Source organism: Peribacillus sp. NPDC097197 (genome assembly GCF_050278025.1).
Taxonomy (GTDB): domain Bacteria; phylum Bacillota; class Bacilli; order Bacillales; family DSM-1321; genus Peribacillus.
The window spans coordinates 23,904-41,382 of the sequence record NZ_JBNNST010000014.1 but is presented as its reverse complement, the minus strand read 5'-3'; the positions used below and the strand labels follow the sequence as shown (position 1 = coordinate 41,382).

The window sequence follows — 17,479 nt, the reverse complement described above, 5'->3', positions numbered from 1 at the left end:
GTTTGTTTTCTTAGCATTCACTCGTTACATAAACATCTTTTGCTGCTTCTTCTTGTTGGCCGATATTATCATATCCATAACATACGGGAGCCCCATTGGAGGGGTCTATCATGATCCGTGCATCGATTTGAAAGACCTCTTTCAAGACTTCCGGTGTAATCGTCTCGGAAGGGGTTCCAACCTTCATGATTTTTCCATTCTTCATGGTGATGATTTCATCAGAAAAGCGGGCCGCATGATTGATGTCATGTAAAACCATGACGATGGTTCTATTTTGTTCTATGTTTAACCTTTCAACGATCCGTAGAACTTCCAATTGATGAGCCATATCAAGGTATGTCGTAGGTTCATCCAATAATAATATGCCCGTTTCCTGTGCTAATGCCATGGCAAGCCAAACCTTTTGACGCTGCCCACCGGATAGGTTGGCTATTTCCCTATCACGAAAAGGGAGGGTCTTGGTAATGTCCATGGCCCATTCAATCTTTTCTTTATCGTCTCTGGTTAATTTATTGACATTATTGCGGTGTGGATATCTACCATATGAAATAAGTTCCTCCACTTTCAATTGAGAAGGTGCGACAGGGTTTTGGGGAAGCAAGGCCATTAACTGGGCAATCCGCTTTGTATGAATGGACTGTAAATCCTGCCCCTGCAGATAAATGGTCCCGTTTTTTTGCTTAAGGATGCGCCCTATTGTTTTTAGTAAAGTGGATTTACCGCATCCATTCGGTCCAATGATGGTTGTGATCATTCCTTCTTTTATTTCCAAATTTAAATCTTTGAACACTGTGAATTTTTCATAATTGGTTTCCAGATTTTCCATCTGCAGAATGCTCACGGGCCATCTCTCCTTTTATCTTTTTTCTTTTATTAATAAATAGAGAAAATAGGGAACACCGATAATGGAAATGACGATTCCTACTGGCAATTCAGCCGGTGCAAACACCGTCTTTGCGATATAGTCGGAAGCGATTACCAGGAAGGACCCAATCACCCCACACACAGGAAGCACATGTTTGTGGTGGATTCCTACAAGGTGTTTTGCAATGTGTGGGGACATCAACCCGATAAATCCGATGTTACCTGATACGGAAACACATGCACTCACTAAGCCGATACTGCTGAGCAAGAGAATCGAAGTTTCCTTTTCTACTGATATTCCTAGGCTTTTTATACTGGTCTGTTCCAATTGAAACAAATCCAATAAATAGGCCTTCCTCATAATGATGGGTATTAAGATTATTAGCCAAGGTAACATGGCGACGATGTATTTCCAATTGGCCGAGTAGATACTGCCTGAGATCCATACAGTGGCCATTTCAAAATCCGAAGATTTCATCTTCAAAGATATGTAGAGGGAAAGGGCCCCAAATGCCGAGCCAATCGCAATCCCGGTCAGTAAGAAACGACTCGTATCAAGGGATCCGTTTTTCCACGAAATAAGGAATATGATGAGGGCGGCTAAAATACCACCAACCAATCCAAACAACGGAACGCTCATGATGGACAGCCAATCAGAACCTGCTCCAATATATTTACCTTGAAAGAAAAACATGAAGATGACGATGGCAGTTCCGGCCCCTGCATTTATTCCCAAGATGCCTGAATCCGCCAAACCGTTTCTCGTTACACCTTGAATGACAGCTCCTGCAATACCTAGTGCAAGTCCCACTAGACCGGCAATGACAATGCGGGGGAGCCTAAAATCAAAAATGACCAAATCGTAGTCTACGACCGGGTTTATACGGAATAACGTCCGAACGACATCCATGACGGTCATATCAAAGGTACCGCTTACCAAGCTTAAATAGCTTGTCGCTATGATTAGGCAGATACCGACTGTCATTGTGATAACCAAGCGTTTCGATGATTGACTATACACTTTTTTCTCCTCCTTTCGTTCTTATTAAATATAGGAAGAAAGGGATGCCGATTAAGGAGGTGACCACTCCGATCGGCGTTTCGAATGGATAATTAACGAACCTACTGATTACATCGCATAATGCTAGGAAAATTCCACCGATTACACCAGCACAGGGAACGATCCATTTATAATCGATTCCTATTAAAAAGCGTGTGATGTGTGGGATGATCAATCCTATAAATCCAATCTTGCCGACGAGTGCTACTGCAATACCCGTTAGGCATACGACAGAGAGTAGGGAAACAAGCTTAACTAGTTTCGTACGTTGACCTAAGTTGATGGAGACTTCATCCCCCAGAGATAGAATGGTGATGGATTTGGAAATGAATAGAGCAAGGATGATGCCAATTGCCCCAATGGGGATCGAAAGTTTCAGGATGTCCGGATTGATCTGATGCAATCTTGCATTATACCAAAAACTAACACTCTGGGAGATTTGGAAGTAGGAGGCTATCGCAGCCGATATACTACTCAAAAATGTTCCGATTACCGTACCGATTATGGCTAGGCGTACCGGGGATAAACCATTATGTAGTAATGAACCAAAACCAAAAACTATGCCAGCCCCTAAGGCAGAACCCAGCATCGAAAAAAGAATCATATGGAAAGAAGACATGCCAGGAGCGAAAACCATGCAAAGAGTGATGACAAATGCAGAGCCATCGGTCACTCCCATAATTGAAGGGGATGCAAGATAGTTCCTTGTCATCCCCTGCATGAGTGCTCCTGATATGGCTAAAAATGCCCCAACAAGAAGGGCACCCAGAACCCTTGGCAATCGTGAAGTGATTATAATAGCATGATCGACGTTCTCTGGGTCATAATGCAAAAATGCATTCCATACTGTTATAAAGTCTATATTTTTTGCACCATAAAGAATGGACAAAATGGTTGTCAGAATAATTAAGACGGGTGCCATACATAGAATTATGATCGGTAATGAATTTATTTTTGCCATATCAATCAACGCACCTTACTGCTTATTTAGCTAAATTTTCCGATGCAGCTTTTAAGAAGGATGTTTTACTCCACGCTGTTCCACCTTGTGCAAGCGGATCAACAGAGTTCACAAACACCTTATCGTTTTTAACAGCCTCGATGCTCTTCCAAATGGAGCTGCTTTCCAATTCTTCTAAAGCTTTTGGTTTTTCAGCATTTTCGCTTTCTGAGAACTGTAGGAAGATATAGTCCGGGTTAATTTCAGCAAATTTCTCTAATGCAATCATTTCTTGCGCTTTGACTGGTTTAATTTCTTCAGGAACCGTTAATCCTAAATCAGCATATAACACTGGGTTGAAGTATACATCTTGAGGATATAGGAATAGACTACCGTTTCTTACCCTCACAACCATTACCTTTTTATCCTTCAGGTTTTCGCCGACTTCCACTTTTGCTTTTTCAGCATCCTCTTTGTATTGAGAGATGATGGATTCGGCCTTGTCTTCCGTGCCGGACAGCTTGGCCATTAACCGTAAGTTGTCCTCCCAATCAGTAGAAATATGTGAGTAAGGGAATGTTGTAGCCACTTTATCTAATTTTTCCGTTACCGTACCGTCGGATTTGGATGTCCACATGATAGCATCTGGTTTAAGGCCAAGAATGGTTTCGTAGTTTGGCTGCATTTTCTCACCAATTGACTCTGCACCCTCAAGGTCTTTCGCCAAATATTCTGGAAGTTTTCCACCTACCGTTATAGCACCCACTGGTTTAACTCCTAATGCAGCGGCATCTTCCATTGACTCCAAACTTGCTGTCACTATTCTTTTAACTTCAGAAGGAATCGTATATTCCTTGCCAAGATAGGTTATCTTTTGTGTCTCTTGCTTCTTCGTTTCGGTCGCACTGCTTTTTTCAGAAGTATCCCCTGAACTGTTTTCAGCATTACCGCAAGCTCCAAGTCCAATACTAAAGACTGCCGCCATGCCAAGTACCATTAACTTTTTCTTCATGTTCTGACTCCCCTTATTCTAAAATATTTTTTTAAAAATGTGATACAAACAATATGTAGATGCTCTCTAGCGCAGTTAAAAATTTATTTCGATACCTATCCAACTAGGAATCTAGTGAGTTAAACGAAGGTAACCAGTGATAACGATTATCATTATCATGCAATATACAATATATAGGTAATCCACAAAATTATCAATAGCATTTTTGTAAAAAAATAAAATATCATCATTAATTTTCTATGAAAAAGATATTCAGGAAAGGTGTGGTTGCAAATTTCACCAATGTTGATAAACTAAATGAGAAACATTATCATTTAGTGAGAAGTAAGTACTATCAATAAATGGGTTATGAAATACATGATAACTAGAAGTGAAGATTAATAGTCGAAAATTAGGTAATGGGAGGAATGAAAGAATATGGAGAAAGAAAAGGATAAGGCAGCAATGGTGGGTCACTTTAGGGAAGATAGAGAAGTAGTCTTGAAAGGGACGAGTCAATTCCTCATGAAATCTAGTAGGGAAGGACGGATGTACCAAATTTTGATCTATCGACCAAAAGAGGCACAGCCAGCAGGAGGATTTCCAGTCATATATGTGCTCGACGCCAATTCGGTGTTTGGAACCATTGTCGAGGCCATGCGTTTGCAGTCGAAGCGACCTGAAAAGACAGGGATCGTACCTGCCGTTATCGTCGGTATTGGATATCCGATAGACGGAGCATTTTCCACCGACCGTTATTATGACTTCACATTGCCCGTCGATTATTCAGAATTGCCAAAGAAACCTGATGGGGGGGATTGGCCTCCACATGGAGGGGCGGCGAACTTCTTGAATTTCATTGAAGAAGACCTCAAGCCCGAGATTATGAGTTCCATTAACATCAACCGGGGTAGACAAGCGCTTCTCGGTCATTCATTAGGTGGCTTGTTTACCCTGTATACCTTATTCAGTAATCCTCAAGCTTTTCAAACATATATCGCGGGTAGTCCCTCGATTCATTGGAATAAAAAGTGGTTTTCGGAAGAAGAGAATCATTTCCTGAGTCGATTGGGAAGGGATGATAGGGATATCTCCTTATTTGTAGGTGTGGGGGAATTCGAAAAAAATCACAAAAGTGGCATGAATGAAAATGCATTAGAACTCTCTAACCGTTTAAGAACTTCAACGAAAGGCAGGCTACATGTAAAGTTCACGGAGTTCGAGGAGGAAAATCACGTGTCTGTTTTACCTCCATTAATTAACAAGGGACTACGTTTTGCTTTAAGGGCAAATGGACCTGTGTAGGAATAGGTCTTTCTTAGCAAATCGATGAATACCCATTGACCGTGAAGATAGAAATGTATAACATTACCTGTAGAATTTAAATGATAATGATTATCATTATTGATAAAAGATAGAGGAGAGCTGGTTAAAGGGTTCTCTACCAAACGATTTTTGTAATGAAACTGAGAATCTGTTGCATGGTTGCACTAGATTCTCTTATCAAGAAAGGGAGAGTTAAGTATGTACTTTCAGGAATGTAAGGGGAAAGTGGCACTCGTAACGGGAGGAGCACAAGGGATTGGAGGTGCAGTCGTTCAGTCGTTAGCCAAACTTGGTATCGTAGTAGCGGCGGTTGACTTCCAAACAGATAAATTACAGAAACACGTAGATGCCTTGAAGTCTGAAGGTTTAGAGGTATATGGGTTTTCAGCAGATGTAAGTGATAGTCCAGCCATCGACCGCATTGTTGATACGGTCGAGCGAGAGATTGGTCCAATAGAAATATTGGTGAATGTAGCCGGGGTTCTTAGCCCGGGGCTAATCGAGTCCTATAGTGATCAAGACTGGCAAAGGACTTTTGCCGTCAATTCCACTGGTGTCTTCAATGTCTCCCGTTCCGTGAGTAAACATATGATAAACAGGAAAAAAGGTTCGATTGTTACAGTGGGTTCCAATGCAGCGAGTGTCCCACGAATCAATTTAGCGGCCTATGCGGCATCCAAGGCAGCGGCCACCATGTTTACTAAGTGCCTAGGCTTGGAATTAGCTCAGCATAATATTCGTTGTAACATCGTTGCTCCTGGTTCGACCGCTACGGAAATGCAGTGGTCTTTATGGGAAGGTGATAATGGGGTAAAATCGGTCATCGATGGCATGCCTGAATTATATAAAGTAGGAATTCCACTGAAAAAAATTGCGGAACCTTCTAACATTGTCGATGCCATTCTTTTCTTCATATCCGACCAATCAAATCATATTACCATGAGTAATCTTTGTGTAGATGGTGGAGCTACATTAGGAGTCTAATAAGCTCGGAAGACCACTATAATATCTGACTATTCAATAACGAAGGGGTTATAGCACATGACTAAACATCCATATAATTCGACTGTATTGGAAAAACCGATGTTGGAAGATTACCAAGATGGCGACTTCTTTCTATCAAGCCCGAACCAAACCTTATTGGGAAAAGGTTCCTTGCTAACGGTTCCGGGAAATGAAGAAAAAGAGAATCAGATGGAGGATCTTGCTAACAGGGTTGCAGCAACGTTGGAGCGAGCAAAAAGGCTTGGACAGGATAATCCAATCGTCACCGGCGCCATACCGTTCGATTATAAGAAGCCCGCTAATCTGCATGTGCCAGAGACGATACATTCAACTGTACGTGTTCAAGAATATGGTCCTAGTAGAACAGTGGAGACGGATTCAGTCCCTACATACCAAATTAAATCGGTTCCAGAGCCTGCCCAATATAAAGAAGGTGTCGAAGAAGGACTAGTACAGATAGCCAGTGGTCATCTGGACAAAATCGTCTTGGCTCGGTCCTTGCAACTTACATCTTCGATAAGTGTAAATATCAATGAGTTGCTTCATAACTTGGCAAGACAAAATACAAAGGGTTATACATTTGCCGTTGATTTGGGAGAGCAAGAAGATTCAAGCGTTTGCACCAAAACATTAATCGGCGCAAGCCCGGAACTACTAGTTTCAAGAACTGGCTTACACGTGGTGGCTAATCCGTTGGCAGGCTCCCGACCGCGAAGTGACGATCCAGTGGAAGATCAAAGACGTTCGAAGGAATTGCTTTCTTCTTCAAAAGATTTACATGAACATGCTGTCGTAGTAGAGGCAGTGGCGGAAGCACTTCGTCCATTTTTCAAGAAGATGGAAGTCCCCAAAAGCCCATCGGTAATAAGTACAGAGACAATGTGGCATCTATCGACAGAAGTGAAGGGGGAACTTGCGGATCCTGAAACTTCTTCTTTGGAGCTTGCCATTGCGCTTCACCCGACTCCTGCCGTATGCGGTTCGCCGTTTGAGCGGGCAAGGGAATCCATCTTGGAGATTGAACCTTTCGATCGGGGATATTTCACGGGAATGGTTGGATGGTGTGATGCAAATGGTGACGGTGAATGGATCGTCACGATTCGATGCGCAGAAGTGGAAGAAAAGGCGCTTCGTTTGTTTGCCGGAGCCGGCGTGGTCGGAGAATCTAAACCGGAAGAAGAACTTGCCGAAACTTCGGCTAAGTTTCAAACCATGCTTCGCGCAATGGGGATTGATACGGAATTATCAAAGTAATTGGCATGGAGGGGAAAGATGATGTTAGAAGGTTTTACTTCGTGGCCTAAGGATTTGGCTGATTTATATAGAAAAGAAGGTTGTTGGAAAGGGGAGACCTTTGGCGGCATACTACGTGACCGTGCCAAGGAGCATGGAGATTGGATTGCCATTACCGGGGGGGAAAGAAACCTGACTTATGCAGAGTTGGACGACCGTGCCGATCGGTTAGCGGTCGGCCTTCAAAAGTTAGGGATAAAGAAGAATGACAGGGTCGTCATCCAGCTTCCTAATGTCGTTGAGTTTTTTGAAGTCATTTTCGCCTTATTCAGGATCGGGGCTCTTCCTGTATATGCCCTTCCTTCCCATCGCAGCAATGAAATCGGGTATTTTTGCGAGTTCACTGAAGCCGTTGCTTACATCATTCCAGATAAACATGGTGGATTTGACTACAGAACACTTGCCCGAGGCGTTCAAAGTAAGAATGATAGCTTGTTGAATGTGATTGTGACAGGGGACGCAGAGGAGTTCACAAGTTTGGAAGGTTTATACGGAGAACCTGACGAATTGGTGGAAACAATCGTCCAGTCTAGTGATGTCGCTTTCCTACAGTTATCCGGCGGAAGTACGGGTTTATCAAAGTTAATTCCAAGAACACATGATGATTACATATACAGTTTAAGGTTAAGTGCTGAAATTTGCGGAATCAATCAAGATAGCATCTATCTAGCGGTGCTTCCTATCGCCCATAACTTTACGATGAGTTCTCCTGGCATCCTAGGCACATTATATGGTGGGGGACAGGTTGTCCTTTCACCTGGTCCTAGCCCTGATGAAGCATTTCCTCTCATTGAAAAACATGGTGCGACGATTACCGCACTCGTACCGCCCCTTGCATTGAGATGGCTTGAAGCCGTTTCATCCCGTAATGATGATTTATCAAGCCTTCAAGTGATGCAAGTTGGAGGAGCGAAGTTTAGCGCTGAGGCCGCCCGTCGAGTAGGCCCGGCCTTTCAGTGTAAATTACAGCAAGTATTCGGCATGGCGGAAGGACTAGTGAATTATACGAGGCTTGATGATTCAAATGAGCTCATCGTGAACACTCAAGGAAGTCCAATGTCAGAATTTGATGAAATTCGTGTGGTTGATGAAGAAGATAAGGAAGTTGCGCCCGGTGAAGTAGGGACATTATTGACAAGGGGGCCTTATACGATTTGCGGTTATTACAAGGCACCGGAACATAATGAGAAGGCCTTTACTAAAGATGGATTTTACCGTACGGGTGACTTGGTAAGCATAAATTCTTCAGGCTATTTAGTCGTTGAGGGCCGAGATAAGGATCAAATCAATCGAGGTGGCGAAAAAATTGCGGCAGAAGAAGTGGAAAACCATCTGCTGGCCCATGAAGCCGTTCATGATGCAGCCATTGTCTCGATGCCTGATGAATACCTTGGGGAGCGGTCATGCGCATTCGTGATACCAAGGGGGGAAACCCCTAAAGCCAGAGAGCTCAAACAGTTCTTGAAGGATAGGGGTCTGGCTACATTTAAAATTCCCGACCGAGTGGAATTCATCGAGACCTTTCCTAAAACGCCATTAGGAAAAGTAAGCAAAAAGGCACTTCGACAAATCATTTCTGACAAGCTAAATGAACGTAAAATAGCAACATTATTAAAATAAATTAGAAAAAGGAGTGATTTGATGGCTATTCCCGCTATCACACCATATGCAATGCCAGTTGAATCTGATTTACCAAAAAATAAGGTGGCATGGAAGGCGGAACCGAAGCGTTCGGTTCTTCTCATTCATGATATGCAACAATATTTTATCGATTTTTTCGAAAAAAATGATTCACCCATACCGGAACTATTGAAGAACATAACAACCATCAAGGATCGTTGTGTGGAATTAGGCATACCGGTAGTTTATACGGCGCAACCGGGAGATCAAAATCCTAAGGACCGTGCGCTCCTAACAGATTTTTGGGGAACGGGGCTCGATGATGACCCGAACCAGACAAGAATCGTGGGCGACGTTGCTCCGTCTGGTGACGACATCATGCTGACTAAGTGGAGATACAGTGCATTCAAACGAACCAATCTTCTTGAATTAATGGAAGAACAGGGACGTGATCAACTTATTATTTGTGGAGTATATGCCCATATTGGATGCCTTTTAACGGCAAGCGAAGCGTTTATGCAAGATATACAACCATTCCTGGTGGCCGATGCGGTCGCTGATTTTTCGTTGGAAGAACATAAAATGGCCCTGAAATATGCCGCAGAGCGATGTGCGTTTACAACTTCAACGCTTCAGTTGCTTGATCAATTACAAGTTAGTGAACAATCATCACCTGCTAGTCAGGAAGGAGCCGATTGGACAATAGAGGAATTAAGGATGATGATTTTCGACCTTCTTGGCGAAGACCCTTCAGAAGGTCTTGAAGATCATGAGGATTTAATCGATAGAGGAATGGACTCCATTCGCATGATGAGCCTTGTGGAAATGTTGAGAGGAAAAGGGGCGGAAATCAATTTCATGCAAATGGCTGAGAAACCGACAATTGCTGATTGGTGGAACCTGCTATCTTCCCAGAAAGTTTTAGCTTGATCCGATGTGAAAAGGAGGTAAATGAGGTGAGTAATATGGAGAACCAAAAAACTCGCATGGCATTGTCCGGCGCACAGTCAGGCATATGGTTTGCGCAGCAACTAGAGCCGGATAACCCGATTTACAATACGGGTGAATACATAGAGATTAAAGGGAAAATGGAAGTAAGTAAGTTTGAAGCAGCGCTCATGCAGGCAGTAAGGGAGGCAGAAAGTTTACATATTCAATTTGGGGAGGACCAAAGCGGACCTTATCAAGTCCTGGTGGACTCCACTGAACTACCCTTTCAGTTCTTGGATGTAAGCGATCAAGATAATCCTGAAGAGAAGGCCTTGCAATGGATGAGAGAAGACCTGCTTCACCCCATTAACTTAAAAACGGACAGCCTTTACTCTCAAGCATTGTTTAAGGTTGGACCAGAACGGTATTTCTGGTATCAGCGGATTCATCATATAGTAATGGACGCCTTTGGATTTTCACTAATATCGCAGCGGGTCGCGAAGCTGTATACGGCACTTGTCCAAGGTCGACCATGTGAAGAGGCAGCCTTTAGTCCTTTCGTTAAGCTATTGGAGGAAGATGCTAGATACAGGGCGTCCGAGAAATTCGAAGCCGATCGTCAGTTTTGGCTGGAGCGCTTTGCTGATCAACCGGAAGTCATGAGCCTTGCTGAACGGGCTCCTAGGACATCTAACGGTTTTCTTAGCCAAACGGGTTATTTATCGACTGTTGCCACACAATCCTTTAAAAAAAATGCTCATAAATATTCGGGGACGTGGCATGAAGTGGCCATGGCTGTCACTGCTGTATATATTCATCGTCTGACGGGAACGGAAGACGTCATCCTCTCCCTGCCGATGATGGGGCGTTTAGGCTCTGCTTCAATCAATATTCCGAGTATGGTGATGAACTTACTTCCACTGCGTATAACCGTTCGACCGGATATGGCGTTGAAGGAAGTAGTGAAGCAAGTATCAAGCGAAGTGCGTCATATCCGCCGCCATCAAAACTATAGACATGAAGAACTTCGCCGTGACCTTAAGCTTCTTGGAGATAATCAAAGATTATTCGGTCCGCAAATCAATGTCATGCCTTTTGATTATGGATTGGACTTTGCGGGTAATCAAGCCATTACACATAAGCTGGCTACAGGCCCGGTCGATGACATATCGATAAACATATATGACAAGTCTGATGGAAATGGATTAAGAATCGATTTGGATGCTAACCCGGAAGTGTACGATTTGGAAGAGCTAGGCATTCACCATACCCGATTCTTAAGGTTGCTCGAGAAGGTGGCCACTGCAGAAGAGGTCCAGATGATCGGGGAACTTGAAGTGCTTTTACCAGAAGAACGTGAGAGGGTCATGCATCAGTGGAATCAAACCGCCGAGGAGATTCCTTCTGCCAACTTGCCAAGCCTGTTTGAAAAACAAGTAGCTAAAAGCCCATACCTAACAGCCCTGGTAGATGAAAAGACGGTCCTTAGTTATGAGGAATTGAATAAGCGTGCCAATCAATTTGCCCATCTTTTATTGGAAAAAGATCTAGGTCCGGAAAAATTCGTGGCGATTGCTTTACCGCGCTCTGCGAACATGGTCGTGGTCATGTTGGGCGTATTAAAGACAGGGGCTGCATATTTACCAATCGATCCCGATTATCCCATTGACCGCATTGAATACATATTGAACGACGCGAAGCCTATTTGTCTAATAACAAACCGTGAAATTGCTTCAAAACTACCAAGTGGTGGTGAAACGGAACTCATCTTATTGGATGAGGCAGAGCATGCCCTTTCATCAGGAAAATATCCCGATGGAAATGTGGATGAGTCAAAGAGGAATGGAGCCCTATCACCTCTTAACCCAGCTTATATGATCTATACATCCGGTTCCACAGGGAATCCGAAAGGTGTCGTCATTCAATCAGGAGGCTTGATTAATTTCCTTTCTTCCATGCAAAGCCAGTTTTCCTTAAATCAAGAAGATAGGCTTCTGGCGGTCACTACCATCGCATTTGATATATCCGTTTTAGAAATGTACCTGCCACTTCTTAATGGAGCCAGCTGCGTCGTTGCAGCCAAGGAGAAGATTCAAGAACCCAAGGCGTTGGCAGACATCATTACCGAACATGATATTACCATCATGCAGGCGACACCGACGCTTTGGCATGCCATGGTATCCAATTATCCAGATGTAATCAAGGGGCTTAAGGTCCTTGTTGGTGGGGAGGCTCTTTCCATTAGTTTAGCCACTGCATTAAAGGATTTAGGGTGTGAAGTAACCAACTTATATGGTCCAACTGAAACGACGATATGGTCGACATCTAAAAAGCTGGATTCCAGACAGACAGGCATGCCCGTCATAGGATCACCCCTTTGGAATACACAGGTGTTTGTACTCGATGCAGGTTTACAACCAGTCCCTCCCGGAATCGTTGGGGAATTGTATATTGCAGGGAAAGGGCTAGCCCGGGGGTATTTAGGTCGCCCGGATTTAACAGCAGAGCGTTTTGTTGCCAACCCGAATGGTCCTAAGGGCAGCCGGATGTACCGTACAGGTGATTTGGTTCGTTGGAGGGTGGATGGTTCACTGGATTATATTAGTCGCGCTGATCATCAAATTAAAATACGTGGCTTCCGGATCGAGCTTGGAGAAATCGAGGCAAAGCTTGTCCAACATCCTGAGGTTTTACAAGCGGCCGTGATTGTTCGCGAGGAGATTCCGGGTGATAAACGAATTGTGGCTTATATTGTTCCTTCGCTGGATTCGAAAGTGGATCCAGGGGAACTTCGTGCATTTGTGGGCAGTAGTCTTCCGGATTATATGATTCCATCGGCAATCGTTGAGATGCAAGAGTTGCCGCTAACTCCAAATGGGAAGCTTAATCGTAAAGAATTGCCCGTGCCCGATCTCTACTCGCTGATTTCAGACCGAGCACCAAGAACACCGCAAGAGGAAATTTTGAGCGAGTTGTTTGCTGAAGTTCTGGGTCTATCTAGAGTAGGAATTGATGATAGCTTCTTTAATTTAGGTGGGCATTCACTCCTAGCATCAACTCTGATGGCACGAATACGCAATACATTCGGAGTGGAACTCGGCATAGGCAAGATTTTTGAGTCACCGACCGTGGCGGGTCTTGCAAAACAGCTCTCCAATGGAAAAAGTGCCCGATTGCCCGTGAAAAAAACGAGTAAGCCCAAAAAGATACCCCTTTCCTTTGCACAGAGGAGATTGTGGTTCCTACACAGTCTTGAAGGCCCTAGTCCAACCTATAATATTCCGTTGGTCATAGAATTATCAGGAAACCTTGATACGAATGCTCTCGAGGCAGCAATCAATGACCTGGTTGCTCATCATGATACGTTACGGACGATTTTTCCAGTAACGGAGGGGAATGCCCATCAAAGCATCATTGACCCTTCTGAGGCCCGGGTTGAATTGTTAATAACTAGAGTAAAAGCGGCGGACCTGGATGCGGAGATTGCAGTCGCTACGCGTTATAGCTTTAATCTCGCTGTGGAGCCATCCATTTATGCTCAGCTTTTCTCAGTGGAACCGGATCAGCATGTGTTAGTTTTACTTTTACATCACATTGTAGCCGATGGATGGTCCCTTACCCCTCTTACGCGAGATTTGTCTGCGGCTTATAAAGCCAGGATTCTTGGAGAGATACCTAACTTGACTCCTCTTCCTGTCCAATATGCGGATTATGCGCTTTGGCAGGAAGAATTGTTGGGAAAAGAGAACGATGAAGCTAGCTTAGTGAAAGAACAGCTTGATTATTGGAAGGAGACACTGGCGAATCTTCCCGATCAGTTGGAGTTGCCTATGGATTTCCCTCGGCCTATCGAACCAAGCTATAAGGGGGATACATTGAAGTTTATGATTTCTCCTGTCCTGCATCGTAGATTAGTGGATGTGGCTCGTGAAAACGGAGTCAGCTTATTCATGGTATTGCAGGCGGGACTTGCGACCTTGCTTACTCGCCTTGGAGCGGGTACGGACATTCCGATTGGAAGTCCGATTGCAGGGCGAAGCGACGATGCTTTGAGCGAAATAGTCGGATTATTTATTAATACCCTGGTGCTCCGTACGGATACTTCTGGAGACCCAACTTTCCGTGAACTTCTTGAAAGGGTAAGGAACGTTGATTTACAGGCGTATGAACATCAAGACTTGCCTTTTGAACGCTTGGTAGAAGAACTGAATCCACCACGTTCACGATCTAGGCATCCATTATTCCAAATCATGCTTGCCCTGCAGAATACGCCTGAGCCAAAGCTAGAGCTTCCGAGCATTCATTCCAACCTAGAGCTATATAGTGTGGGGACTTCCAAATTCGATATGACGATTGAGATTCGGGAAATGCATGATGATACAGGAAAACCGGATGGAATGAGCGGGTTTCTTGAATATAGTGCAGATCTATATAAACCTGAAACCATCGAAAGGATGCTTAACCGATTCGTACGAGTATTAGAGGGGGCTGTAATGGACCCGGACCAGACAATCGGACGATTGGAAATATTGGAGCCAAAAGAACGTCAAGAAATTCTTGTTGATTGGAATCAGCATGGTGAAGAAATCCCTGATTCCTGTTTACCAGCTTTGTTTGAAGAACAAGTGAACAGGTATCCAGATAAAATCGCTGCTGTATATGAAGATGAATCCCTAACATATGAAGAGCTAAATCATAGGGCAAACCAGCTTGCCCGTCTGCTAATGGCTAAAGGGGTTGCATCGGAGCAATTTGTAGCATTGGCCACACCAAGATCATTGGATATGGTGGTTGGCATACTCGCTGTACTGAAGGCGGGGGCGGCTTATTTGCCTCTAGATCCTGAATATCCTATCGACAGATTGTCTTTCATGCTTCAGGATGCGAAGCCTAGCTACGTCCTTACAAGTTCCAGTGTGGTAACTAGCCTTCCAAATCTGCGTGATATCCAACAAATTGTATTGGACGATCCTAGAACGTTAGTGGAAATGTCACGATATTCAACAGATAACCCACTAGATCGTGAACGGAAACAGCCTTTATCACCATTAAACGCAGCTTATATTATTTATACTTCAGGTTCAACGGGTGTACCGAAAGGGGTAGTCGTCCCCCATCAAAATGTAGTCCGGCTCTTTGGGTCGACAGAAGACTGGTACCAGTTCAATTCGGATGATGTTTGGACGATGTTCCACTCTTATGCTTTCGATTTTTCGGTATGGGAAATATGGGGGGCGCTTCTTCATGGCGGGAAGCTTATAGTTGTATCTCATTCAATCAGCCGGTCACCAGAAGAGTTTTTACAGCTCCTTGTGGATGAAGGAGTCACGGTTCTTAACCAGACCCCATCTGCCTTTTATCAATTAATGCAGGCGGATCGTAACAAGCCGGAACTTGGACAGAATCTAACGTTACGGTATGTGATTTATGGTGGGGAGGCACTTGAACTAAGCCGCTTGGAGGATTGGTATAGCCGTCATCCGGAAACTGCGCCACGATTGATTAATATGTATGGAATTACGGAAACGACCGTTCATGTAAGTTATCTGGAGCTTAACAGGGAAGTCACCGCCGTGAAGGCGAACAGTCTCATAGGCTGTGCCATACCGGATCTTGGGGTGTATATTTTGGATGCGAGCCTACAACCGGTACCTGCAGGAGTAACTGGGGAGATGTATGTCTCTGGTTCAGGTTTGGCCCGCGGGTATCTTGGGCGCCATGGTTTGACGGCAGAGCGTTTTGTTGCTAATCCATTCGGTCCATCAGGAACCAGGATGTATCGGACCGGAGATTTAGCCAGATGGCGTGCTGATGGCTCATTGGACTATATGGGACGGGCCGATCACCAAATCAAGATTCGCGGTTTCCGTATCGAGCTGGGAGAAATTGAATCATTACTTGTCCAGTGTCCTTATCTGGAGCAAGTTGCCGTCATCGTTCGTGAAGATCACCCAGGTGATAAGAGATTGGTGGCTTATGCTGTGCCAGCGGCAAATGCTGTTTTCAATCCAGCCGAGTTACGTCGGTTTGTGGCAGCAAGCCTTCCAGATTACATGATTCCATCTGCATTTGTCCAAATGGCCGATTTGCCTTTGACGGCAAATGGAAAGTTGGATCGAAAGGCGTTGCCAGTACCCGATTTCGGTGCAGCCGTTTCAGGGCGTGGACCAAGGACCCCACAGGAAGAAATCTTATGTAAACTGTTCATGGAAATTCTTGATGTTCCACACGTTGGAATCGATGATGGATTCTTTGATCTGGGAGGGCATTCCCTGCTTGCCGTCCAGCTGATGAGTAAGATACGTGAAGCGCTTGGCGTTGAATTGAGCATCGGAAACTTATTTGAAGAGCCGACAGTAGCTGGCCTAGCAGAAAGGCTTGAAATGGGTTCGAGTCAGAGTGCTTTGGATGTCTTGTTGCCACTACGCAAAAGTGGCGAGGAACTTCCACTGTTCTGTATACACCCAGCGGGAGGATTGAGCTGGTGCTACGCCGGGCTAATGACGGCTCTTGGTCCAGATTACCCAATATATGGACTGCAAGCTCGGGGGATTTCTGAGCGTGAGCGCTATCCGGAAACACTGGTAGAGATGGCAGCAGATTATATCGAACATCTCCGCAAAATCCAGCCAAAAGGCCCTTATCGTTTATTGGGTTGGTCACTGGGTGGAAATGTCGTGCATGCCATGGCTACCCAACTGCAAAACGAGGGGGAAGAAGTCCAACTTGTGGCCATTCTGGATGCATTTCCAAGTCAATTTTTGCCGACTACTCATGCTCCTGGTGATGAGGAAGCATTGATCGCCCTGCTTGCCTTGGGTGGGTATGATCCTGATAGTTTAGGAGACAAGCCATTAAATGATGATGGTGCCATAGAAATTCTGCGCCAAGATGGAAGTGCATTAGCTAGTTTGGAAGAAAAGACAATCCTTAACCTGAAGGAAACCTATGTGAATTCTGTTCGAATCATGGGTGAATATGAACCAGGAGTGTTCAATGGTAATGTTTTGTTCTTTAAATCAACACTCATACCAGAATGGTTCCCTAGCCTTTCAACGGATACATGGAAACCATATATAAATGGATGGATTGAACAACATGATATTGAGTGCCGTCATAAGGATATGTGTCAACCTGAGCCACTTGCGGAAATCGGACAGGTGATTGCAAACAAGCTTTCAAATATGAAAAAAAATTACGCACTAATTAATGAAGGTGGAGATAAAGAATGACTAACCCTTTTGAGAACGAGAATGGTACGTATAAAGTATTGATAAATGAAGAAGGTCAGCATTCCCTTTGGCCTGCCTTTTTGGACATACCAGAAGGTTGGTCCACCATTTATGGAGAAGAAAGCAAAAAGAATTGCTTGGACTATATTAATGCCAACTGGACGGATCTTCAGCCTAAGAGCCTAAAGCTCGTATCGAGCCTTGATGGCGTAAAGTGA

11 protein-coding genes are annotated in these 17,479 nt (G+C 44.3%); 7 read left to right on the top strand and 4 right to left on the bottom strand.

Annotation, left to right across the window (positions count from 1 at the left end; all coding sequences use genetic code 11):
• Positions 1-10: 10 nt before the first annotated feature.
• From ACQKL6_RS16640 to ACQKL6_RS16625, 4 genes are read right to left on the bottom strand one after another with little or no spacing between them, the layout of a single operon-like run.
• The gene (locus ACQKL6_RS16640; RefSeq protein ID WP_427651513.1) at positions 11-841 is read right to left on the bottom strand and encodes an ABC transporter ATP-binding protein; all 831 of its coding nucleotides are present in this window, start codon (positions 839-841) and stop codon (positions 11-13) included.
• A gap of 15 nt (positions 842-856) precedes the next feature.
• On the bottom strand, positions 857-1,849 hold the full coding sequence (locus ACQKL6_RS16635; protein ID WP_427651537.1) for a FecCD family ABC transporter permease: 993 nt from the start codon (positions 1,847-1,849) through the stop codon (positions 857-859).
• Between the two features lie 28 nt (positions 1,850-1,877).
• Complete coding sequence (locus ACQKL6_RS16630) at positions 1,878-2,885, bottom strand: FecCD family ABC transporter permease (protein WP_402959245.1); 1,008 nt, start codon at positions 2,883-2,885, stop codon at positions 1,878-1,880.
• A gap of 22 nt (positions 2,886-2,907) precedes the next feature.
• Positions 2,908-3,876: an ABC transporter substrate-binding protein gene (locus tag ACQKL6_RS16625; RefSeq protein ID WP_427651510.1), complete on the bottom strand. Its 969-nt coding sequence runs from the start codon at positions 3,874-3,876 to the stop codon at positions 2,908-2,910.
• A gap of 417 nt (positions 3,877-4,293) precedes the next feature.
• Between ACQKL6_RS16625 and ACQKL6_RS16620 the strand changes: the two genes are divergently transcribed.
• The 7 genes from ACQKL6_RS16620 to ACQKL6_RS16590 all read left to right on the top strand — a co-directional run bounded on the left by ACQKL6_RS16620 (position 4,294) and on the right by ACQKL6_RS16590 (position 17,479).
• Positions 4,294-5,160 carry an alpha/beta hydrolase gene (locus ACQKL6_RS16620; protein ID WP_427651508.1) on the top strand — a complete coding sequence of 289 codons (867 nt, stop codon included), beginning with the start codon at positions 4,294-4,296 and terminating at the stop codon, positions 5,158-5,160.
• A gap of 219 nt (positions 5,161-5,379) precedes the next feature.
• Positions 5,380-6,165: a 2,3-dihydro-2,3-dihydroxybenzoate dehydrogenase gene (locus ACQKL6_RS16615; RefSeq protein WP_427651506.1), complete on the top strand. Its 786-nt coding sequence runs from the start codon at positions 5,380-5,382 to the stop codon at positions 6,163-6,165.
• A 57-nt stretch (positions 6,166-6,222) separates the two neighbouring features.
• Positions 6,223-7,440, top strand: coding sequence for an isochorismate synthase DhbC (dhbC, locus tag ACQKL6_RS16610; RefSeq protein ID WP_407406613.1), 1,218 nt, complete (start codon positions 6,223-6,225; stop codon positions 7,438-7,440).
• A gap of 21 nt (positions 7,441-7,461) precedes the next feature.
• Positions 7,462-9,099, top strand: coding sequence for a (2,3-dihydroxybenzoyl)adenylate synthase (locus ACQKL6_RS16605; protein ID WP_427651535.1), 1,638 nt, complete (start codon positions 7,462-7,464; stop codon positions 9,097-9,099).
• Positions 9,100-9,120: 21 nt separating this feature from the next.
• On the top strand, positions 9,121-10,029 hold the full coding sequence (locus tag ACQKL6_RS16600) for an isochorismatase family protein (protein WP_427651504.1): 909 nt from the start codon (positions 9,121-9,123) through the stop codon (positions 10,027-10,029).
• A 35-nt stretch (positions 10,030-10,064) separates the two neighbouring features.
• The gene (locus tag ACQKL6_RS16595) at positions 10,065-17,261 is read left to right on the top strand and encodes an amino acid adenylation domain-containing protein (protein WP_427651503.1); all 7,197 of its coding nucleotides are present in this window, start codon (positions 10,065-10,067) and stop codon (positions 17,259-17,261) included.
• On the top strand, positions 17,258-17,479 hold the full coding sequence (locus ACQKL6_RS16590; RefSeq protein WP_402875615.1) for an MbtH family protein: 222 nt from the start codon (positions 17,258-17,260) through the stop codon (positions 17,477-17,479). The genes ACQKL6_RS16595 and ACQKL6_RS16590 overlap by 4 nt, the downstream gene beginning before the upstream one ends.

Excerpts from the sequence above, each read along its gene's own strand:
- ACQKL6_RS16605 (WP_427651535.1), top strand. The coding sequence starts at position 7,462 with ATGTTAGAAGGTTTTACTTCGTGGCCTAAGGATTTGGCTGATTTATAT.
- ACQKL6_RS16595 (WP_427651503.1), top strand. The coding sequence starts at position 10,065 with ATGGAGAACCAAAAAACTCGCATGGCATTGTCCGGCGCACAGTCAGGC.
- ACQKL6_RS16590 (WP_402875615.1), top strand. The coding sequence starts at position 17,258 with ATGACTAACCCTTTTGAGAACGAGAATGGTACGTATAAAGTATTGATA.
- ACQKL6_RS16615 (WP_427651506.1), top strand. The coding sequence starts at position 5,380 with ATGTACTTTCAGGAATGTAAGGGGAAAGTGGCACTCGTAACGGGAGGA.
- ACQKL6_RS16630 (WP_402959245.1), bottom strand. The coding sequence starts at position 2,885 with ATGGCAAAAATAAATTCATTACCGATCATAATTCTATGTATGGCACCC.
- ACQKL6_RS16635 (WP_427651537.1), bottom strand. The coding sequence starts at position 1,849 with ATGACAGTCGGTATCTGCCTAATCATAGCGACAAGCTATTTAAGCTTG.
- ACQKL6_RS16620 (WP_427651508.1), top strand. The coding sequence starts at position 4,294 with ATGGAGAAAGAAAAGGATAAGGCAGCAATGGTGGGTCACTTTAGGGAA.
- ACQKL6_RS16600 (WP_427651504.1), top strand. The coding sequence starts at position 9,121 with ATGGCTATTCCCGCTATCACACCATATGCAATGCCAGTTGAATCTGAT.
- dhbC (WP_407406613.1), top strand. The coding sequence starts at position 6,223 with ATGACTAAACATCCATATAATTCGACTGTATTGGAAAAACCGATGTTG.
- ACQKL6_RS16625 (WP_427651510.1), bottom strand. The coding sequence starts at position 3,876 with ATGAAGAAAAAGTTAATGGTACTTGGCATGGCGGCAGTCTTTAGTATT.